We start from the raw sequence: 21,266 nt of genomic DNA, 5'->3' as shown, positions 1-21,266 counted from the left end.
CCGTGGAAATATACCTTGTTGGTGGCGCTGTGCGTGACCAATTATTACAGATACCTGTAAAAGATAGAGATTGGGTTGTTGTTGGCGCAACACCCGAAGAACTGTTACAACAAGGCTATCAACAAGTTGGCAAAGATTTTCCCGTTTTTCTTCATCCTGAAACACATGAAGAATATGCCCTTGCACGTACGGAAAGAAAATCAGGTTCTGGCTACACGGGATTTACCTGCTACGCCGCACCAGATGTTACCTTAGAAGATGATTTAGCCCGTCGTGATCTCACCATAAACGCTATTGCTTATTCTGCCGATAGCGAATATATCGATCCTTACCACGGCATAGATGACATCAATGCAAGATTACTTCGCCATGTCTCTGACGCATTTTCAGAAGATCCCTTAAGAGTTCTACGTGTTGCACGATTTGCCGCTCGATTTGCGCCTTTAGGTTTTAGCGTAGCACCAGAAACGTTACAGTTAATGAAAGTAATGGCGCAAAGTGGAGAACTAAACGCACTAACGGCAGAACGCGTTTGGAAAGAGACTGAAAAAGCACTTGAGAGCCACGCTCCTCAAGTTTACTTTGAAGTTTTACGCCAGTGCGGTGCTTTAAAGGTTCTTTTCCCCGAAATTGATGCCTTATTTGGCGTACCTGCCCCTGAAAAATGGCATCCCGAAATTGATACAGGCGTTCACACCATGATGGTGCTTAATATCGCCAGTCAATTAACAGATGATATTGCAGTGCGTTTTAGTGCCTTATGCCATGATCTAGGAAAAGGAACAACTCCACCTGAAAAATGGCCTCATCATCACGGGCATGGCCCTGCTGGCATACCTTTAGTTGAGGCATTATGTCAACGATATCGTATTCCAAATCACATTCGTGATTTGGCTCGTTTAACAGCAAGATATCACGATCATATCCATCGTATCGATAGAATGCGCCCTTCTAAAATTATCCGCTTATTTGATGCCATTGATGCATGGCGAAAACCTGAACGTGTCGAACAATTAGCGATAGTCAGTGAAGCGGATGCTAGAGGACGTCTAGGGTTAGAAAACTTAGCTTATCCACAACGTTCTTTTCTTTGCCAAGCTTTTGCGATAACAAATAATGTAGATATAAAGCCAATAATTGATAGTGGATTAAAAGGCAGTGCAATACGAGAGGCGTTAACAAAACAACGAGAAGTCGCGATTATAAAATGGAAATCGCGACTTACTCTAGAGAACGAATAATTAAGCTTTACGCTCAATAATCACACCCACACTTTTTGCTTGTGCTACTGCACCTGGCTTGGCTAATTTAATTTTGACTCTAGGTACAGCAAACTGAGTAATCAGTAGCTGTGCCACCTCTTCCGCCACTCGTTCAACTAACTCAAAACGTCGAGTCTCAACGTACTCAATGATCGCCTGACTAACACTGGCATAATCTAAACAATGAGCAACATCATCGGTTTGGGATGCGCGTTTGTTATCCCATTCCATTTCGATATCGAACACTAATTTTTGTTTTATGTTTTTTTCCCAATCATAAACACCGATTGTGGTTATTACTGATAATTGCTCAATAAATACGATATCCATCACGTCATCTCTTATTTTTTCTGCTCATCGGATACCACTTCCGATGAAATATGCGTATTATCCATACATGTCTAACGAACTTACATAAACATTGGAGAATACAAATGAGTGCTAACGCACTTGGAATGATCATCTTCGCCTACTTGTGCGGCTCAATCTCCAGCGCGATATTGATTTGCCGATTGGCAAGATTACCCGATCCAAGAAAATCTGGCTCTGGCAATCCTGGAGCGACCAACGTCCTACGTATCGGTGGAAAAGCAGCCGCTGCGGCAGTTCTTATCTGTGACGTCCTAAAAGGGATGATCCCTGTTTGGCTCGCCTATTACTTAAATGTGCCTCCTTTTTACCTCGGCATTGTTGCCATAGCGGCTTGCCTTGGGCATATCTACCCAGTCTTCTTCCACTTTAAGGGTGGTAAAGGTGTTGCAACTGCCTTTGGTGCTATCGCCGCTATTGGTTGGGATTTAAGTGGTCTTATTGCTGGAACTTGGTTACTCACCGTATTACTCAGTGGCTATTCATCGCTTGGCGCCATTATCAGCGCATTGCTCGCCCCTTTTTATGTTTGGTGGTTTAAGCCAGAATTCACTTATCCCGTTGCTTTACTATCATGTCTGGTACTTTACCGTCATCACGACAATATTCAACGTTTATGGCGTGGTCAAGAAAGCCGGATTTGGCATAAACTGAAGAAAAAAACTGAGAAAACAGAAAAAGAGATCATTCAAGAAGCTAAAGAGCAAGAAAAAGAAGATTAATTTCACTCAGTCTTAAAAGTAAATGACACAAAAAAGCCACTTCAATAAACTGGGGTCAGTTCACAACAGTGGCTTTTCTTTTACTGATACTGATACACTATTTATTTTCCAGTGCAGGCAACTCCGCCAATGGCCAGCGAGGTCTTACGGTCACACTTAATGGGCCTTCTGTACCACCTTTAAAACGGATCATGCCCGCTAATGCGATCATTGCACCATTATCGGTACACAATTCGGGGCGAGCATAGAAAACCTCCCCACCTAATTGTTTCATAACCGCTTCCATTTTAGCTCGTAATGTACGATTTGCACTCACGCCACCCGCCATCACTAAACGCTTAAAGCCTGTTTGTTCTAAAGCTCTACGACATTTTATCGCCAAAGTATCAACAACAGCATCTTCAAAAGCACGAGCAATATCCGCACGAGTTTGGTCTGAATCATCATTTTGACGAATGGTGTTAGCAGCAAAGGTTTTCAAGCCCGAGAAACTAAAATCAAGCCCAGGCCGGTCTGTCATTGGGCGAGGGAAAATAAATCGCCCTTCTGTACCTTGTTGCGCCATTTTTGATAATACAGGCCCCCCTGGATAATCTAATCCCAGTAACTTAGCTGTTTTATCAAAAGCTTCACCCGCTGCATCATCAATAGATTCACCTAATAAGGTGTATTCACCAATTCCTGTCACACTAATTAATTGTGTATGACCACCAGAAACCAACAAGGCAACAAACGGAAATTCAGGCGTTTTTTCTTCAAGCATCGGCGCTAATAAATGACCTTCCATATGGTGCACTGGAATAGCGGGAACATCCCACGCAAAAGCGAGTGAACGTCCGATAGTCGCTCCCACCAATAACGCACCAACAAGGCCAGGACCTGCGGTATAAGCAACAGCATCAATATCTTTTGCCGTTAAATTTGCTTCTTTTAGTGCGGCTTGGATAAGAGGCACTGTTTTACGGATATGATCCCGTGAAGCAAGCTCAGGCACGACTCCACCATAATCAGCGTGCAGCTTAATTTGACTATAAAGTTGATTTGCTAATAGCCCGGCTTTATCATCATAAATTGCGATACCGGTTTCATCGCAAGATGTTTCAATACCTAAAACTCGCATAACGCTTCCAAATTCTTCTTCGCTAACTCGCGTAATGAACCGATTGTATCATTATTTCGGTGATTTTATACGCCTTCGCAACATCTTTTACATACCAGCATGTGACAAATTCCTTTTTCTGGTCTATAATTATTCACCTATTTTAAGTGATTTAAATGTGTGGTTAGCGACTTTTGCTTTTTGTGCTTATTAAAAAGACACAAAAGCGGGAGTTTGCGTTTCAATTTTGTGCATCTCTTTACAAAGTGCCCTGCTTTGAAGTAAAATTCCGCACCATTTTAAATGTCGGCTGGCTTAAACAACGCCAGCGCAAACCGATTTCTATTGAGGTGAGAGGCACATGCCGGTAATCAAAGTACGTGAAAACGAGCCATTTGACGTTGCTCTTCGTCGTTTCAAACGCTCTTGTGAAAAAGCAGGCGTATTAGCAGAAGTACGTCGTCGTGAGTTTTATGAAAAACCAACGACTGAGCGTAAACGCGCTAAAGCATCAGCAGTAAAACGTCACGCTAAAAAATTAGCTCGCGAAAACGCACGTCGTACTCGTCTGTACTAATATTTTGCGGCTTACCCCGCAACATATGCAGACACTGTAGTCGCAGTTAAAGGCCGTGCTTTCTTATGAGAGCGCGGCTTATTCTCGTTCAACAACAGGCGTAAAAGGGCTTATGGCTGGACGAATTCCACGTTCATTTATTAATGATTTGCTAGCTCGAACCGATATCATCGATCTTATCGACGCTCGCGTGCCGTTAAAAAAACAAGGCAAAAATCATTCAGCGTGTTGTCCGTTTCATAATGAAAAAACGCCCTCTTTCACAGTAAATAGCGACAAACAGTTTTATCACTGTTTTGGTTGCGGCGCGCATGGCAATGCTATTGATTTTTTAATGAATTACGACAGACTCGATTTTGTCGAAACCATTGAAGAGTTAGCAGCAATGCATGGGTTAGAAGTTCCTTATGAATCAGGAACGGGTAGTAGCCCAATTGAACGACATATAAGACAAAATCTCTATCAAGTGATGGAGAAATTGAACCAATATTATAGTAGTGCTCTCAATAAGCCTGATGCTCATGAAGCTAGAAATTACCTTGCGCATCGTGGTCTTAGTGAAGATATTATTAGTCGTTTTTCTATTGGGTTTGTTCCTACTGGTTGGGATAATGTCCTAAAGCGGTTTGGTCAAAATGCCGATAATAAAGCCCTACTTCTTGAAGCAGGCATGGTAATAACCAATGATAATGGTCGAACTTATGACCGTTTTCGCCAACGTGTTATGTTTCCGATTAGAGATAGGCGTGGTCGTGTTATTGCCTTCGGTGGACGAGTTCTCGGTGATGATTTACCGAAATACTTAAACTCACCAGAAACAGAAATTTTCCATAAAGGACGCCAACTTTACGGTCTTTATGAAGCACAACAATCTAATAATAACGTTACAAAGCTATTAGTTGTTGAAGGTTATATGGATGTTGTGGCATTAGCGCAGTTTGGTATTGATTATGCCGTTGCCTCATTAGGAACCTCCACAACAGCAGAACATATTCAGTTGCTCTTTAGAACAACGGATAACATTATTTGCTGCTATGATGGAGATAGAGCAGGACGAGATGCCGCTTGGCGAGCACTAGAAACTGCACTTCCTTTTTTAAATGATGGCCGTTCTTTACGTTTTATGTTTTTACCTGAAGGTGATGACCCTGATTCATTGGTGCGTCGTGAAGGTAAAGAATCCTTTGAAAAACGTATGGAACAATCACATTCATTATCAGAATTTCTATTTGATTCGCTCGTTCCTCAGGTGGATCTGAGTACTCAAGAAGGCAATGGTAAGTTATACAGTTTAGCTCGACCATTAATAGATAAGATCCCAAGTGAGACTTTGCGTCTATATTTATTAAGAGAGCTTGGTAGCTTAACGGGAAATCCCGATATTGAGCAAATGGATCGCTTATTTGGTAGAGCATCGGTGAATCACGGATCTTCGTATCAACCGACAAAATTACGCACAACACCAATGCGTGTATTAATTGCCCTATTGATACAAAATCCAGAATTTTCTAAATTAGTGCCCCCTCTCGAGGGATTAAATACTGAAAAAATTGCAGGTTTATCGCTTTTTATTGAATTAGTTTCCGTTTGCCAAGCACAACCTGGCCTTAATACAGGACAGATTATCGAACTCTACAGAGAGAATAAATTCGGTAAACAGCTTGAAAAACTGGCAATGTGGAACGATATAGATATAGATGAGATTGCAGAGAAAACCTTTACAGATACGTTAGATCATCTTTTTTTAACTGCAATGGACGAACGTTTAAACGCCCTTATTGCAAAAGAGAGAACAGAAGGCCTAACGCAAAATGAACGCGAAGAAGTCCAGTTGATAATACAGGCACGCGTTAAAAAGTAAATACAGAATTAAGATTAAAAACACGGCTTAATTGCCGCTATCGGTAGGTACTAAAAACCTACATTTGCTACGCTGAGGGGACCGTAGCAATCGACAATGAAAATGCCCCTCCGTAGTTATTGTTGGCTGAACAGTTATCGCCGACCGACACCAACCCAAATTACTTTGAAGTGTGGATACCGTCTTATGGAGCAAAACCCGCAGTCACAGCTGAAGCTACTTGTTACTAAAGGTAAGGAGCAAGGCTACCTGACCTATGCTGAGGTCAATGACCATCTGCCGGAAGATATCGTCGATTCAGATCAAATCGAAGACATCATCCAGATGATTAACGACATGGGCATTCAGGTTATGGAAGAAGCACCTGACGCCGATGATCTGATGCTGGCAGAAAATTCAAATGACACTGATGATGATGCGGCAGAAGCCGCGGCTCAGGTACTTTCTAGTGTAGAATCTGAGATTGGCCGTACAACCGATCCTGTGCGTATGTATATGCGTGAAATGGGTACGGTTGAATTGCTTACCCGGGAAGGTGAAATTGATATCGCAAAACGTATTGAAGATGGTATTAACCAGGTTCAATGCTCTGTTGCTGAATATCCAGAAGCAATTACTTATCTTCTTGAACAATACGATCGCGTTGAAGCTGGTGAAGCACGTCTTTCTGACTTAATTACTGCGTTTATTGATCCAAATGCCGAAGAAGTGGCAGAGAGTGAAGTGGTCAATTTAGGCAAAAGTGATGATGAAGTTGACGATGCTGAAGACGAAGATGAAGACGAAGATGAAGATGGCGATAATGACAGCGATAGCGATGATGATAACAGCATCGATCCTGAATTAGCTCGCCAAAAATTTACTGAGCTTCGTGAACAATACGAGAAAACTCGCCAGACTATCAAGGCCAAAGGTCGTAATCACAAAGATACAGAACTTGAGATCTTATTGTTATCTGAAATTTTCAAACAGTTCCGTTTAGTTCCGAAACAGTTTGATTATCTGGTTAACAACATGCGTGACATGATGGACAGAGTTCGTGCTCAAGAACGTCACATCATGCGTCTTTGTGTTGATCAAGTTAAGATGCCTAAGAAAAACTTCATTACGCTGTTTACAGGTAACGAAACCAATGACACATGGTTCACTGCTGCTCGTGCAATGAATAAGCCTTGGTCTGAAAAACTGGCAGGTATTGAAGAAGAAGTACAACGCAGCTTGCAAAAACTGCAACAAATTGAAGTTGAAACTGGTCTGACAATCGAACAGGTTAAAGACATTAACCGTCGTATGTCTATCGGTGAAGCAAAAGCACGTCGTGCGAAAAAAGAGATGGTCGAAGCGAACTTACGTTTAGTTATCTCTATCGCGAAAAAATATACCAACCGTGGCTTACAGTTCCTTGACTTGATCCAAGAAGGGAATATCGGTCTGATGAAAGCGGTTGATAAATTTGAATACCGTCGTGGTTATAAATTCTCAACTTACGCAACATGGTGGATCCGCCAAGCAATTACTCGTTCAATCGCTGATCAGGCGCGTACAATTCGTATCCCTGTTCACATGATTGAAACGATTAATAAGCTAAACCGTATCTCTCGCCAAATGTTACAAGAGATGGGACGTGAGCCTTCACCAGAAGAGCTTGCTGAACGCATGCTGATGCCTGAAGATAAAATTCGTAAGGTACTGAAAATCGCTAAAGAACCAATCTCCATGGAAACCCCAATCGGTGACGATGAAGATTCACATTTAGGTGATTTTATCGAGGATACAACTCTCGAGCTACCTTTGGATTCTGCAACATCAGAAAGCTTACGTTCAGCAACGCACGAAGTGTTAGCTGGTTTAACATTACGTGAAGCGAAAGTCCTGCGTATGCGTTTTGGTATCGATATGAATACAGACCATACCTTGGAAGAAGTGGGTAAACAGTTTGATGTTACCCGTGAACGTATTCGTCAGATTGAAGCGAAGGCACTGCGTAAATTACGCCACCCAAGTCGCTCTGAAGTATTACGTAGCTTCCTTGACGAGTAATTAGCTTTCTCTCAATTTACGTTATAACAAACGCCTGTGATATTCACAGGCGTTTTTTTATCGGCCAATCACGGATCTATCTCTAGTTTGAAGGTTATTGTTCAGAGTTTCTCAACAACCATTTTTTACAATGTACATTTATAAAAAATAGCCTATTTATTTATAATATTACGCATCTACCTAGGCTTACCTCTCAATTCTTACACTAGGTTATTGATATCACAGTTATTCTCTATTTTATCTTTTTATTGTTTAGATTGAGTATAAATTGCGCATACAGTCATTCAAAGGCTAGACCTAGTGCCAAATGGCACGTATAATCTCACTCCATTAAGGCCCCTTAGCTCAGTTGGTTAGAGCAGGCGACTCATAATCGCTTGGTCACTGGTTCAAGTCCAGTAGGGGCCACCAAGTTTTAGCTGTTAAATCAGCGCATTAAGCCACTTCTTAGCAAGTGGCTTTTTTGTTTTTATAGATCATGGCCCCTTTTTTGCCCTATCAAATATTTTTATCTCATATCAAACCAACAAATTCACTATACATAAAACTCTATTTAAGCCAGTAATTCTCGTGTCAATATAATAGCTTTATATGCACTCACTTTACTTAAGTGGTGAGTTATACCACCGACTACTGTAATAACTCATTACTTAATCCTCAAAACCAGAGCTCCTAAAGAAATATATTTAAAATCATCTATACATTACACCAGTAGTTAGTTTTAAAATAATTACTAATATAGTTAACAACTAGATAAAATTATTCTATTTCATTTCCATTTATCAAAATAAAAGCTCACCTTAATATTGTCATTAAAGTGAGCTTGTTTTAAATATAATATCAACTGACTAATCTAACAGATTAATATTGTTCTTTAATTTTAAAGACTGACACTTTATCTGTTAAGTTTTGTGCTTTCTCATCTAAAATCATCGTAGAAGTCGCACCCTGTTCAACTAAAGCCGCATTTTGCTGAACAACTGAATCCATTTGGTTAATGGCTACAGCTATCTGTTCAATGCCCACTTTTTGCTCTTCTGATGCAATACTAATACCCTGCATAATATCACTGACTTTAGTAATAGAAGAAACGATGTCCTGCATATGCTCACCCGTTTTATTCACTAATTCACGGCCATGAGCCACATCAGCAACGGACTCTCTGATGATTTGGTTAATTTCACGCGCAGCATCCGCACTTCTTGCGGCTAAATTTCTCACTTCAGTTGCAACAACAGTAAATCCGCGACCTTGCTCACCGGCACGTGCTGCTTCAACCGCGGCGTTTAATGCTAGAATATTCGTTTGGCTTGCAATGTTATTAACTACATCATTGATTTCAGCAACTTTTAATGTGCCTACTTCGATCTTTTTCATCGAACTAATTGCATCATTCATGATATTAGAACCATCAATCGCTAAATCACGAGTTTCTGCTGTTATAGAGTTTGCTAAAATCGCATTATCAGTATTATTAACAACAGCAATTTTTATCTCTTCCATACTAGCAGCTGTTTGTTGTAGAGCGCTTGCTTGCTCCTCAGTACGAGAAGAGAGATCTTGGTTGCCAGAAGCAATCTCTGCCGAACCCTTTTTGATCTCTAACGCTTCTTCTTTAACAAGTTGAATAGTCGATGTAAGTGCTGTTTGCATATTTCCAACATTAGAAAATAATGTACCAAACTCATCATTTCGTTTCTTAGGTAGATTGAAACTTAAATCCCCCTCTCCCACTTTCTGCAAAATAGCTGATAGAGTATTCAAATTAAAGATAAACGTTTTATTTATCCATCGAATAACTACATAAAGAAGAACAAGGATAACGATAAGTGCAATGATCGTTGTATAAATAGAAAGCTGTACCATCCAAGCTTGTTCTGCTTTGATATCGTCATTGACACCTTTTGTGATAATCAAATATTCCTCAAAAAGATCAGAAAGACGAGTGAAATCATCAGAAAGATTTGTTTCTGTATAATTTAAGGTATCAATTGGTGCCATTAATTCATCAAGCAAGTAATAGAATAAGACCGATAGCTGTTCTGAATTTCGTTGAGCATCAGGGCTAATTTTCTTAACCTCAACCCAATGTGTGATCGTTGCTTTTGATTTTGTTGCAAGCGCTTTCGCTTCAGTCACAATCGATTTTATAGTTTCTTGCTTATTCTCTTCCGTCATCGTTTTCAATAACATTAAATAGTTAACGTGAGAACGAATAGTTGCTAGTTCATATCTCGCTTCTTGAACACTATTTAACCTAGTATTTAATGAATCCAATGAAGCAAAATTTTCCTGCATACGATAAATAAAAAATGACGACAATACTGATGATAATAAGAAAATGGCTAATAGTATGATAGAACCTACTTTAGCTGATCTTTCAATACTCATGAAATAATCCACCCCGGTAATTAAATAATACAAATGTACTCATTTATCGGCACGAAATAGATTTTATTTACTTATTAATCAGAATTATCAATACAAATGCTTAATTAGGTTCTCAATCAATGATAGCAATTAGTTTTTTCTTCTTCTTTTTACATCTTAATCTAGATGATATACCAATATGAAATAATATTTCAGTGTTATTGGGTGATTGTTTTTTAGACAATGTTTTCATTTAAATAAAATACAGCAAATATTTCACACACACGATTAAATGATAATTATCACCTAATGATTAAAATATCTTAAGTATTTTTACAATCTAATCCACAACTTAGAGATAAATAGCTTCTAAAAAAATCGCGGCAAGGTATAAATACTTAGGATATTATTAATGAAAAATAATCGCTATTTTTAGAAAGAAAAGAAAAATAGAATGTACAAGTTATTTTAGTTTTCATATATAAGAATAAATCGAACCTTAGAGAAAGCATCTCAAACATCATTGCAATTAATACTTTTAAAAAAGTATTTTCTTAGTATCAAACAATCGACTCTTCTTTATATGAATATTTAGCCCAGCAATTATTGACTTAAATCAATTTTTATTTTCCTTCTTATTTACCCAACAGAAGGCTTTCATAAATTATTTATAAATACACATAATCTATTTTCATCATATACCCCAATTTTTGATTTTATTCAGAGAATTCTTACATTCTACCTTTCTCATGAATACCCGCTTTGCGAGTAAAAAATATCTCCTTACATTACCTAACCTTTTCGTACAATCCATCCTATAAAGACTGAAAATGAAATATAATTTAATATATAACTTATCAAACAAGATTTTTCACCTAACGCTAACTCATAAAGTGAGTATCAAAATTAGTTTTCACTTAAATTAATTTTATTAACATATTGATATATCTATTACTTACTAAATCTTAAGTATAACCTTACAATAATTACTCTCATGATAGGTATCACCTATTACATAATGATATCGCATAGGGTAAACCGTTTTTACGCAATAATTTATGTGTAATATAGTTATTCGCAATGAAATGACTAATTTTAATATGTGATGACTTCTATATATTAGACCTTCTGTTATTGGAATTAACTTTATGAACGATCTAGACACTAAAGTAGGCCTTTTTTTTAAAAAGGTTAGAAAAGAGAAAAAATTATCAGGTCGTGAACTGGCAAAAATAATCTCTGTTAGCCAACAACAAATTTCTCGCTATGAAAATGGAAAAAATAGTATGTCTCTTAGTTTAATAAATAAGTTGCTTATTATTTTTGATAAATCATGGGATGATTTGAATCGTGAAGTAATAAGTAATTACAATGAAAAGGTAACCAACACACAACTAAAAAAAAGAGATTATGAGTTTAGTGGTAACATTATTAACCAACTAAACTAATAAAAAATAAAACTTATGTAAATATCCCTACCAATAATTAAGCATGAAAATAAAATATTTAAATATGTTTTATTTTCATGAGCTATTAGCTTTATGAAGGTAGGGGTGTTAACACATGACAAAACTATTACTAGTCAATAATAGATAATATTAGGAAAATAAAAATCTTTTTAATTAAAGCTTTTATCAGCCATGGAATGCTTATATTTATTTTACTCTAATAGCGAGTCATAAAATGAATTTCTAAATATTAACTTTAATATTTAGTTATTTATTAAATGTAGTTATCTAATATAAAACAAAGGACTTTAGAATGAAAAAATCTATCATTGGTGCATCTTTAGCTATGGCATTTGGTCTAATGGCTGGCAATGCTATCGCTGCTGATAATACTGGTACTATCACTTTTAATGGTGAATTAACTGATACAACATGTAAAGTTGACATCGAAGGCCAAGGTGCAGATGCAACGATTACTTTACCAACAGTAAGTACTAATATTTTACAAGCTGCAGGTGACGTAACTGGTCGTACTGCATTTAATATGAACCTGTCTGATTGTAAAGTAGGCACTGCGGGTCATAGCACTGTTTCTGCATTCTTCGAAACTGGTATGACTGTAGACCAAGCTTCTGGCCGCCTGAATAATATGGATATCGCGGCAACAGGTGCTAAACAAGTTCAATTACAACTGTTAGATGGTGCTAACTTCAATGCAATCAAAGTAGGTAATACTTCTCAAGTAAATGATACTACTTACTATGCAATTACTGCTGAAAAAGCAACTCTACCATACGCTGTAGAATACTACGCAATGGGTCAAACAGAGGCTGGTAAAGTAACAAGTAGCGTTGTTTATACTCTGCAATATAAATAATCGAAATAAATAGGGAGGAATTCTCCTCCCTATTTGCTTTTTATTAATGGAATAAAGATAAATATGATAACCCCTAAATTAATTAAAAGCTTTTTTATTAGTATATTATTAATTATTCCCGCATGGGTTAATGCCGGTGTTGTTATTAGTGGCACTCGCGTTATTTATGTTGAAAATGAAAAAGAAGTCACTATTAAAGTATCGAATGAAGGGAAATTACCTGTTCTTATTCAAAACTGGATTGATACAGGTGATGTAGATGCCGCACCTGAAAATATTCAGGTTCCTTTTGTTTTAAGTCCTCCTGTATTTCGTGTTGAACCGACTAAATCTCAAACATTGAGAATTAATTATACTGGCAGCATGCAATTACCTAAAGATAGAGAATCTATTTATTGGCTAAACGTATTAGAAATACCGCCTAATGCAAGTGATAAAATAGATAATAAATTACAAATCGCTTATCGCTCTAGAATAAAACTATTTTATAGACCTTATGCATTAAGAGATAAAGCAGACGCAATAAAAGGTGCAGAAAATCTGTCATTCTCAGTTATTAATAATAAGTTAAAGGCGATAAACAATTCTCCTTATTATGTCTCTTTAGTTTCTATCACGCTATCCAATAATGAAAAAAATCCGATTGATGGTGAAGTAGTACCACCACTTGGCAGTCATGACTTTTCAATTCCAAATGGAGTCAATGCGTCTTCAGGAAGCAAAATTGTTTACAGGTATGTAAACGATTGGGGCGCAATGAAAATGGTTGAAACCACACTGTAGTTTTCTAGGTGTTTTCTAAAAATACGGGAATATTAAAATGAGCAGTTATATTTTAAAAACTATTATAATATCTGCTGGTGTGACTTTTTTAGTCGCTCCTTATACCTATGCAGAAAATATAACAGTCACCGAAAATAATAAATGGCTGTCTAATGGTAATAGCTCATTATCTGCAACTTTATCCCCAAATGATAATGACCTGCCATCAGCACCTATATCTAATGGTAATAATTCAACGTCATTTAACCCTATTTTTATGAACACCGCTCAAGGTGATATTGATATTAGCCGTTTTGACAAAGCTGATGCAATATTACCCGGCACATGGAATGTCGAACTCTATGTTAATAAACACTTTGTTGGATTAGAGTCTATCACATTTAGGGAAATGGCAAATCGTGAAGTCGAAGCGTGTTTAACTAAAGACATCATTGATTTAGTCGGTCTCAAGGATGAGAAAACCCCACCATTATTAAAAAGTGCACTAGAGCTTCATCAGTGTATTGAATTAGCAAAATTTATTCCTTCAAGTAGTGTTAAGTACGATCACTCTATACAACGTTTAAATATTGATGTTCCACAAATATTAGTGGGATATAAACCCCGTGGTTATGTTAGCCCATCACTTTGGGATCGTGGTATCAATGCATTGCTACTAGGCTATAACGGTAACTATTTTATGTCCCGTAATAATGGGAAAGAGTACAAATCCGCATTTGCCGGGATCACCGGAACCTTAAATTTAGGGGCTTGGAGTTATCATCATACTGGTAACTATTCATGGAATGAACAAACGGGTCACGACTACACTTCTACTTATAACTATTTACAACGTATTATCACCACTATTCAAGGCGTAGTACAAGTGGGTGATATGCTCACTAAAGGGCAACTATTTGATTCTCAACCATTAAGAGGTATTCAGCTTTTTAGTGATGATAAAATGTTACCTGATTCTCAACGTGGCTTTGCGCCGACTATCCGTGGTGTAGCAAAAACAAACGCCCGCGTTATTATTCGCCAAGATGGTCATATCATCCACGAAACCGTTGTACCACCGGGTGCATTTGAGATTGATGACCTCTACCCTTCAGGCTATGGCGGTAACTTAGATGTCACCATACAAGAAGCGGATGGCTCAGAACAGCATTTCAGAGTCTATTATGCTTCAGTGGTACAATTACTGCGCCCAGGTCAACACAACTATACCGTTGCTGCGGGGCATTTAAATTCAACTTCAGTAGAATATGATCCTACATTATACCAAGCCACTTATCGCCGAGGCTTAACCAACCTTGTCACCGGATATGCAGGAGTACAAGGTACAGGGGCTGACTATTATGCTATCCAAGTGGGTATGGCATTAAGTACACCATTAGGCGCTTTTTCTGCAGACGTGACCCAAGCTCGTCTGCATTTAAATAGCACTGATTCTGCTGTCAATAGTGGCCAAAGTTATCAAGTCAGTTACAGCAAGTATATTCAAGATACCAACAGTAACCTGACTATTGCCGCCTATAAGTTTAACTCTGAACACTTCTATGACTATATGTCAGCGGTTCAGGCTATCAATGAAGAGCGTCATGGGAGAAGTATCAATAATATCTGGCGCCCAAAAAGCCGTTTTAACGTCACTATAGATCAGGGGTTACCTGAAGGCTGGGGTAATTTCTACGTCAGTGGTTTTACACAAAACTATTGGAATAACGATACGACCGATTTGCAATATCAAATGGGTTATAACAACCGTTGGAAGCGCCTCTCTTATGGTATCAACGTAGGTCAAGCACGTAATGCTGATGGCAAAAAAGAGACATCCGTTGAAATGAATTTTACATTGCCACTTTACGATCTAAGTGTTGACCATATGCCAACCTTAACCGCAGCGTTAACTCGTGATGGACGAGGTAATGTTGGTGAACGTATTGGTATTTCTGGCTCTGCGGGTGAAGATAATCGTTACAGCTATGGTGTTACAGCAATGAATACCAACCATGGTGTTGGTTCAAGTATGACCCTTAATGGTAATGCGAGAACAAATTATACTAGCTTAGCCGCAAACTATGGCGTAGGTGAACATTATCAAAATGCCTCAATCGGTATGAGTGGTTCGTTAATTGGTTGGTCTGGTGGTGTCGTTGCATCGCCTTATCAAGGTGATACTTTCGCCATTGTTGAAGCAAATGGTGCTAAAGGGGCAAGAGTCAGTGGCTACCCAGGTATTGAAATTGATGGCTTTGGTCATGCTGCAGTCCCTTATTTAACACCGTACCAAATGAATGATATTTCGATTAACCCGAAAGGGATGTCAACTAACGTTGAATTACAAAATACACAAGCCCGCATTGCACCATTTGAAGGTGCGATCACGAAGGTGGAATTTAAAACCAATACAGGTATCCCTCTGTTAATTACAATCGAACGTAATAACGGCGCCATTCCATTTGGTAGTGTCGCCTACGATGAACAGAACAATGAAGTGGGTAGTATAGGTCAGGGAGGACTTCTCTACGCCCGAGTTGAAAACGCGTCAGGTCGCTTAATTGTGAAATGGGGACCAGGTGAAATACAGCAATGTATCATTAATTATAATGCGCCAGCACAAGATAAAGATAATCCAAGTAGTTTTGTTCAACTTACCAGTGTCTGTGGAGAATAAAGTATGAAGCCTATTATTAAAAACTCATTAGCCTTAATGCTTCTACTTTTTCCTGTTGCGGAGGTAATGGCACAACAGACTGTCAAGTGTCAAGTTATTGCAGCCCCATTGGATCATACTATACCCATTGGTAGCGCAATTCATGTTGGTGCTGATATGCCAGTAGGTTCGGTTGTTTATCATGGTCGAATTAATTTTAATAACATTACACACAACTATTCTTGTAGGTTTAATGTGCCTTCAACAGGATTAGGATACTATTACTTTTTAGAGCGCCAAGAGATAAAATTATTAAGTACAGCTGGAACACCCGCTGTTGGCGCAGGTATTCCTCCTAATGTTTATAAAACCAATAACCCAGGTCTTGGTATTGTATTTTATACAAATAACGATCGAAATAAATCGCTACGTCCTAATATTCCTCAACTCTCTTGGGAAGGGCAACGTGAACTTATTGAAGGCCAACGTGAATCTATTACTTATTGGGCACGCCCAGTACTCAATTATTCTTTAATTAAATTAGGCCCTATTCAGCCGGGTACATTTGATTTAAGCAATATTGCAAGAATGCAACTTGATGTTAATTATCCCGAAAAAGATAAGGTTCTAGCAGAAGAATTTCCTTTTATATCCGCATACATGAATATTACAGGTTCTGTTAGTGTCACCGCTACAAGTTGTAAAACACAAGACTACACTGTGGAATTAGGCAAACATGAGACATCGGCCTTACCTGCAAAGGGTAGTTCAACCAAATGGATAAATTCTGATATTAATTTATACAATTGTCCTGCCTTTAGAGGTTATTACTCTGGTGGCAAAGGAGAGGTACTTACCACTGAAGATGGTCAAAGATTCCCAGATCGCGATCCGAACGAACTAAGAGTGACCATTAAGCCTGTAAACCCACCCATTATTGAGTACCCAGGCACTTTTGAAGTAAATGATGTACCGGGGGCGGCTAAAGGTGTCGGGATACAACTTGCATTTGGAGCAACAGGCGAAGATTTTGTTAAATTTAATATGCCAACTGCCTTCGCACAACCCATCACAGAAAAAGCAGGAACAGTAAGTATTCCATTACGTGCACGTTATATTCGTGTGGATGACCGCTTATCTTCGGGTGTTGCCAACGGAGCTGCAACCTTTATGATTGAATATTATTAATCCTTTATTCTGTTTGCCAGAATAGAATAAAAACCCACTCTGATACGTTAATTCAGAGTGAGTTTTTTATCGTTATAATGCTTGTTCTTCAATTTGAAAAACGGCCACATTATCCATTAACATCTGCGCTTTTTCATCTAACACCATCGTTGAAGATGCACCTTGATCCACTAAAGAAGCATTTTGCTGTACAACGGTATCCATCTGATTAATTGCCACCGCAATTTGTTCAATACCAATGCGTTGCTCTTCTGAAGCAAGACTTATACCCTGCATTATCTTGTTAACTTTTGTAATAGAAGAGACTATTTCTTGCATATGCTCACCGGTTTTATTCACCCATTTCGTACCATTCGCCATATCTTCAATCGACTCTTTCAGTATCTGGCTTATTTCTTTTGCTGCATCTGCACTTTTTGCAGCAAGATTTCGTACCTCAACGGCAACCACTTTAAAACCGCGTCCTTGTTCTCCTGCACGAGCAGCTTCAACTGCCGCATTTAGTGCCAAGATATTGGTTTGACTGGCAATATTATTAATTACCTCGTTAATTTCACCCACTTTAACGGCACCCTGTTCAATTTTCTTCATTGACAAAATTGCCTCCTGCATCACCGTGGCGCCATCTGTCACAACATCATTAGATTGATTAATGATGTTATTTGCTTCCATGGTATTTTCAGTATTATTTGCGACAGCGGTTTTTATTTCTTCCATACTCGCTGCAGTTTGTTGTAAAGCACTTGATTGCTCTTCAGTTCGAGAAGACAGTTCTTGATGAGCTGATGCAATTTCAGCAGCACCTCGTTTTATTTCTAATGTCTCTTTTTTTACGGTAAGAATGGTGGATGTTAGCGATTTTTGCATATCACCGACACAGGAAAACAGTGTACCAAATTCATCATTTCTTATTTTAGGCAGTGAGAAAACTAATTCGCCTTTGCCTATTTTTTTTAAAATATCAGACAATGTATTAAGGTTAATAAGAAATGATTTATTAACCCAGCGAATAGTGAAATACAAAATAATAGATAAAAGCAATAATGAAATTAACGTTGATAAAATAGAGAGTTGAACCATGGTATTTTGATTATTTCGAAGCGAAGCACTATTTTTCGCTTTAATCGCAACATAGTTATCAAATAAGCCACTGAGTTTTTCAAAATCATGATCAAAATGTTCATCTTTAGCATTGGCGTTGTGAGCTGAATTTGACGCAATCACTAATCTATCAATTAAGTTATAAAATAACGCAGCTATATCTTCTACACTTTTTTGTGCGTCTGCTGAGACTTTTTTTTCGTCCACCCATCCTTTCATTGTGTTTTTAGCACTAATAGCAAGTTGTTTATTTTTCTCAATAATATCAGCATCATTAGCACTTCGTTTGTCTTTATCTTGCATCAAAAAATTCACATTTGAACGCATGATCACTAATTGATAACGTGCCATCAGCACATCTGTATAGCGTGTTAGCAACACTTCCACTTGAGTGAAATTATTTTTCACTTTATCAATAAAAAATATAGATAATGCCGAAGATAAAATAAAAACTAATAATAATAAAGACGAACCTATCTTAGCAGATCGTTTAATGCTCATAATAAAAATACCTATACACATATATCGATACGATTTATTTCCTTATCGACATAGCTGTTCTTTTATTTAATAAAAATAGGTGATTATAAGTTAATGATTTTTATTTTAAAAATATTAGTCTATCAATAAACATCATCTATACTTTAAATATTTTTTAATTTATTATTATTTTATAAAATAATCCAACTAATATTATTAATAATAAAAAGTCTCTTTTTTATCAAAAAAATAAGTATTTTTATTTGATGGATAAATATTATTTTATATTCATAATATAAATAATCTTTATTTATTTACATTAGAAAGTATAAAAATCACTTTATTTTCAATAAGTAATAGACACACTATCTCATTTTGAGAACAATGATATAATATGTGCAATGACCTTAAAAACTCTGATGATTTACGGAGCTTACTTTTTTATGCAACCCCAGTTTGAAAACTCAAAAAACACCGTAAAAACGTTATCAGTGTTTGATTTTGATGGCACGCTAACTTACCACGATAGTTTTATTCCTTTTTTAAAGTTTGCTTTCGGTAAACGTAAATTTTCACGCCGTTTAATTAAGATGGTATTACCAACATTACGTTGTTTTAGACGCAAATTAACCCGTGATGAATTAAAAGAAGTGCTTATCAAAACTTTTTTAACAAACATTGACGAACAATGGTTAAAAGAAAAAGCGGAAGCATTTTGTCAGCTTTACTGGGCTAAATTAATGCGCCCTACTGGCTTATTAGCAGTAGCAGAAGAAGTGAAAAGTAATGCCCAAGTTACTATTTGCTCTGCATCACCAGCAATGGTTCTACAGCCTTTTGCTGATAGGTTGGGAATTAAACTGATAGGTACGACACTTGAAGTGGTTGATGGTAAATTGACAGGTAAAATTATCGGCAATAACTGTCGCTGTGGCGAGAAAATTAAACGTTTAGAAGATGTCTACGGGGATCTAACGCAATATCATATGAGAGCATGGGGAGATTCCCGTGGTGATCATGAGTTGCTATTGGCCTCTCAAACTCCTCATTGGCGTCACTTTCATACTGGCCGTCGTAAATCTAAAAACTCGCCCATTAAAGTGACCGTAAAAAAAGAGTCTTAGTCGCTAACGGTTTCCCTATCAACACAGAGACAAATAGCCCCCGCTAATGCGAGGGCTAAATAAAGCCTTAGATATTTACACCGTGTTGTGATGCTAACGCACCTAAACCACCCGCAAAACCTTGACCAACAGCTTTGAATTTCCACTCTGCGCCATGGCGATATAACTCACCAAAGATCATTGCAGTTTCTGTAGAGGCATCCTCAGAAAGATCAAAACGTGCAATTTCAGCCCCATTGTCGTTGTTAAAAACGCGCATAAAACTGTTGCTTACCATACCAAAGTTTTGTTTACGATTTTCAGCATCATAAATAGTGACTGCAAATACCAGTTTTTTCACTTCAGCAGGGACTTTTGATAAGGTGATTTTGACTTGTTCATCATCACCGTCGCCTTCCCCAGTACGGTTATCTCCTTGGTGTTCAACGCTTCCGCACTGACTCACTTTGTTATTAAAGAAGATAAAACTTGCGTCTGAAAGTACTTTTCCATCTTCACCAACCATGAATACTGACGCATCTAAATCAAATTCTGCGCCATCAGTCACGCGGGCATCCCATCCTAAACCAACCATAGCAACCGACATTGTTGGTGCTTCTTTAGTTAGAGAAACATTACCACCTTTAACGAGGGAAACTGCCATATCAAAGCTCCTACTTTATTGAATAAACTGGCAATCACTTTTTATGAATGCCAGTGGTTAGTATTTTACAACAATCTATCAAGAGGCATTTATACCGTACTGAGCACAAACAGAACCTAAGCCACCAGCATAACCTTGACCAACAGCACGGAATTTCCACTCTGCGTTATGACGATATAACTCGCCAAATAACATTGCCGTTTCAGTTGATGCATCTTCCGTTAAATCATAACGAGCAACTTCAATTTGGTTATCATCATTAACTAGGCGAATAAATGCACCCGATACCTGACCAAAGCTTTGACGACGTGCTTGAGCATCATGGATAGTGACAACAAAGATAACCTTATCGACATCATTCGGGATCATGTCTAATTTGATTTTCAGTGCTTCATCATCACCATCGCCTTCACCCGTACGATTATCACCGGTATGAACAACAGAGCCATCAGCGGATCTTAAGTTGTTATAAAAAATGAAATCGGCATCGCTACGTACTTTTCCATTAGCTGCTAACAAAAATACAGATGCATCTAAGTCAAAATCTTGACCATCTGTAGAACGGGCATCCCAACCAAGTCCGACAAGGACGTTTTTCATCGTTGGGGCTGCTTTGCTCAGAGAGACATTACCACCTTTAGAAAGAGAAACGCTCATTTTTTAACCTCTTTAATTTAGTTTTTT

At 37.9% G+C, this 21,266-nt stretch carries 17 protein-coding genes and 1 tRNA gene; 12 read left to right on the top strand and 6 right to left on the bottom strand.

Annotated elements, in window-relative coordinates:
• The first annotated feature begins 2 nt into the window (after positions 1–2).
• Positions 3–1,241, top strand: a complete 1,239-nt coding sequence (locus ABN080_RS16530; protein WP_349441545.1) for a multifunctional CCA addition/repair protein — start codon at positions 3–5, stop codon at positions 1,239–1,241.
• Here the strand turns inward: ABN080_RS16530 and folB are convergent, their stop codons facing one another.
• On the bottom strand, positions 1,242–1,592 hold the full coding sequence (gene folB / locus ABN080_RS16525) for a bifunctional dihydroneopterin aldolase/7,8-dihydroneopterin epimerase (protein ID WP_196554746.1): 351 nt from the start codon (positions 1,590–1,592) through the stop codon (positions 1,242–1,244).
• Positions 1,593–1,696: 104 nt separating this feature from the next.
• Between folB and plsY the strand changes: the two genes are divergently transcribed.
• Positions 1,697–2,353: a glycerol-3-phosphate 1-O-acyltransferase PlsY gene (gene plsY / locus ABN080_RS16520; protein ID WP_072070074.1), complete on the top strand. Its 657-nt coding sequence runs from the start codon at positions 1,697–1,699 to the stop codon at positions 2,351–2,353.
• Positions 2,354–2,450: 97 nt separating this feature from the next.
• Here plsY and tsaD read toward each other — a convergent pair whose 3' ends face one another.
• A complete protein-coding gene (tsaD, locus tag ABN080_RS16515; RefSeq protein WP_196554747.1) occupies positions 2,451–3,473 on the bottom strand; it encodes a tRNA (adenosine(37)-N6)-threonylcarbamoyltransferase complex transferase subunit TsaD in 1,023 nt (340 codons plus the stop codon).
• A gap of 340 nt (positions 3,474–3,813) precedes the next feature.
• Here tsaD and rpsU point away from each other — a divergent pair, with 340 nt between their 5' ends.
• The 4 genes from rpsU (at position 3,814) to ABN080_RS16495 (ending at position 8,341) form a co-directional block, all read left to right on the top strand.
• Entirely contained in the window at positions 3,814–4,029 is a 216-nt protein-coding gene (gene rpsU, locus ABN080_RS16510; RefSeq protein WP_001144069.1) for a 30S ribosomal protein S21, read from the top strand.
• Positions 4,030–4,141: 112 nt separating this feature from the next.
• On the top strand, positions 4,142–5,890 hold the full coding sequence (gene dnaG, locus ABN080_RS16505) for a DNA primase (protein WP_349441591.1): 1,749 nt from the start codon (positions 4,142–4,144) through the stop codon (positions 5,888–5,890).
• A gap of 186 nt (positions 5,891–6,076) precedes the next feature.
• Complete coding sequence (gene rpoD / locus ABN080_RS16500; RefSeq protein WP_072070077.1) at positions 6,077–7,930, top strand: RNA polymerase sigma factor RpoD; 1,854 nt, start codon at positions 6,077–6,079, stop codon at positions 7,928–7,930.
• A 334-nt stretch (positions 7,931–8,264) separates the two neighbouring features.
• Positions 8,265–8,341 (top strand) — tRNA-Ile (locus ABN080_RS16495).
• Positions 8,342–8,791: 450 nt separating this feature from the next.
• Here ABN080_RS16495 and ABN080_RS16490 read toward each other — a convergent pair.
• Positions 8,792–10,321 carry a methyl-accepting chemotaxis protein gene (locus ABN080_RS16490; protein WP_349441544.1) on the bottom strand — a complete coding sequence of 510 codons (1,530 nt, stop codon included), beginning with the start codon at positions 10,319–10,321 and terminating at the stop codon, positions 8,792–8,794.
• Positions 10,322–11,448: 1,127 nt separating this feature from the next.
• Between ABN080_RS16490 and ABN080_RS16485 the strand changes: the two genes are divergently transcribed.
• The 5 genes from ABN080_RS16485 (at position 11,449) to ABN080_RS16465 (ending at position 17,234) form a co-directional block, all read left to right on the top strand.
• Positions 11,449–11,748 carry a helix-turn-helix domain-containing protein gene (locus tag ABN080_RS16485; protein ID WP_196554749.1) on the top strand — a complete coding sequence of 100 codons (300 nt, stop codon included), beginning with the start codon at positions 11,449–11,451 and terminating at the stop codon, positions 11,746–11,748.
• A 313-nt stretch (positions 11,749–12,061) separates the two neighbouring features.
• Complete coding sequence (locus ABN080_RS16480) at positions 12,062–12,625, top strand: fimbrial protein (RefSeq protein ID WP_349441543.1); 564 nt, start codon at positions 12,062–12,064, stop codon at positions 12,623–12,625.
• A 63-nt stretch (positions 12,626–12,688) separates the two neighbouring features.
• Positions 12,689–13,408 carry a fimbrial biogenesis chaperone gene (locus ABN080_RS16475; protein ID WP_349441542.1) on the top strand — a complete coding sequence of 240 codons (720 nt, stop codon included), beginning with the start codon at positions 12,689–12,691 and terminating at the stop codon, positions 13,406–13,408.
• Positions 13,409–13,445: 37 nt separating this feature from the next.
• Positions 13,446–16,067 carry a fimbria/pilus outer membrane usher protein gene (locus ABN080_RS16470; protein ID WP_349441541.1) on the top strand — a complete coding sequence of 874 codons (2,622 nt, stop codon included), beginning with the start codon at positions 13,446–13,448 and terminating at the stop codon, positions 16,065–16,067.
• Between the two features lie 3 nt (positions 16,068–16,070).
• Positions 16,071–17,234 (top strand): fimbrial protein, encoded by a 1,164-nt coding sequence (locus ABN080_RS16465; protein WP_349441540.1) that lies wholly within the window; start codon positions 16,071–16,073, stop codon positions 17,232–17,234.
• Between the two features lie 72 nt (positions 17,235–17,306).
• Here ABN080_RS16465 and ABN080_RS16460 read toward each other — a convergent pair whose 3' ends face one another.
• Complete coding sequence (locus ABN080_RS16460) at positions 17,307–18,836, bottom strand: methyl-accepting chemotaxis protein (RefSeq protein ID WP_349441539.1); 1,530 nt, start codon at positions 18,834–18,836, stop codon at positions 17,307–17,309.
• A gap of 422 nt (positions 18,837–19,258) precedes the next feature.
• On the opposite strand from ABN080_RS16460, the gene ABN080_RS16455 reads away from it, so the two are divergent.
• Positions 19,259–19,939, top strand: coding sequence for an HAD family hydrolase (locus ABN080_RS16455; protein WP_115350180.1), 681 nt, complete (start codon positions 19,259–19,261; stop codon positions 19,937–19,939).
• 67 nt (positions 19,940–20,006) lie between these two features.
• Here ABN080_RS16455 and ABN080_RS16450 read toward each other — a convergent pair whose 3' ends face one another.
• Entirely contained in the window at positions 20,007–20,582 is a 576-nt protein-coding gene (locus ABN080_RS16450) for a TerD family protein (protein ID WP_072070082.1), read from the bottom strand.
• A gap of 78 nt (positions 20,583–20,660) precedes the next feature.
• Positions 20,661–21,239, bottom strand: coding sequence for a TerD family protein (locus tag ABN080_RS16445; RefSeq protein ID WP_072070083.1), 579 nt, complete (start codon positions 21,237–21,239; stop codon positions 20,661–20,663).
• Between the last annotated feature and the right edge of the window lie 27 nt (positions 21,240–21,266).

The sequence above is a fragment of the Proteus sp. fly-1089 genome, from assembly GCF_040138965.1.
Classification (GTDB): Bacteria; Pseudomonadota; Gammaproteobacteria; order Enterobacterales; family Enterobacteriaceae; genus Proteus; species Proteus vulgaris_B.
The sequence above is the reverse complement of the archived record's forward strand: the minus strand, read 5'-3'. Positions and strand labels throughout refer to the sequence as shown.

Excerpts from the sequence above, each read along its gene's own strand:
- rpsU (WP_001144069.1), top strand. The coding sequence starts at position 3,814 with ATGCCGGTAATCAAAGTACGTGAAAACGAGCCATTTGACGTTGCTCTT.
- ABN080_RS16450 (WP_072070082.1), bottom strand. The coding sequence starts at position 20,582 with ATGGCAGTTTCCCTCGTTAAAGGTGGTAATGTTTCTCTAACTAAAGAA.
- dnaG (WP_349441591.1), top strand. The coding sequence starts at position 4,142 with ATGGCTGGACGAATTCCACGTTCATTTATTAATGATTTGCTAGCTCGA.
- folB (WP_196554746.1), bottom strand. The coding sequence starts at position 1,592 with ATGGATATCGTATTTATTGAGCAATTATCAGTAATAACCACAATCGGT.
- ABN080_RS16490 (WP_349441544.1), bottom strand. The coding sequence starts at position 10,321 with ATGAGTATTGAAAGATCAGCTAAAGTAGGTTCTATCATACTATTAGCC.
- ABN080_RS16445 (WP_072070083.1), bottom strand. The coding sequence starts at position 21,239 with ATGAGCGTTTCTCTTTCTAAAGGTGGTAATGTCTCTCTGAGCAAAGCA.
- rpoD (WP_072070077.1), top strand. The coding sequence starts at position 6,077 with ATGGAGCAAAACCCGCAGTCACAGCTGAAGCTACTTGTTACTAAAGGT.
- ABN080_RS16480 (WP_349441543.1), top strand. The coding sequence starts at position 12,062 with ATGAAAAAATCTATCATTGGTGCATCTTTAGCTATGGCATTTGGTCTA.
- ABN080_RS16475 (WP_349441542.1), top strand. The coding sequence starts at position 12,689 with ATGATAACCCCTAAATTAATTAAAAGCTTTTTTATTAGTATATTATTA.
- ABN080_RS16455 (WP_115350180.1), top strand. The coding sequence starts at position 19,259 with ATGCAACCCCAGTTTGAAAACTCAAAAAACACCGTAAAAACGTTATCA.
- ABN080_RS16470 (WP_349441541.1), top strand. The coding sequence starts at position 13,446 with ATGAGCAGTTATATTTTAAAAACTATTATAATATCTGCTGGTGTGACT.
- ABN080_RS16485 (WP_196554749.1), top strand. The coding sequence starts at position 11,449 with ATGAACGATCTAGACACTAAAGTAGGCCTTTTTTTTAAAAAGGTTAGA.
- ABN080_RS16465 (WP_349441540.1), top strand. The coding sequence starts at position 16,071 with ATGAAGCCTATTATTAAAAACTCATTAGCCTTAATGCTTCTACTTTTT.
- tsaD (WP_196554747.1), bottom strand. The coding sequence starts at position 3,473 with ATGCGAGTTTTAGGTATTGAAACATCTTGCGATGAAACCGGTATCGCA.
- plsY (WP_072070074.1), top strand. The coding sequence starts at position 1,697 with ATGAGTGCTAACGCACTTGGAATGATCATCTTCGCCTACTTGTGCGGC.
- ABN080_RS16460 (WP_349441539.1), bottom strand. The coding sequence starts at position 18,836 with ATGAGCATTAAACGATCTGCTAAGATAGGTTCGTCTTTATTATTATTA.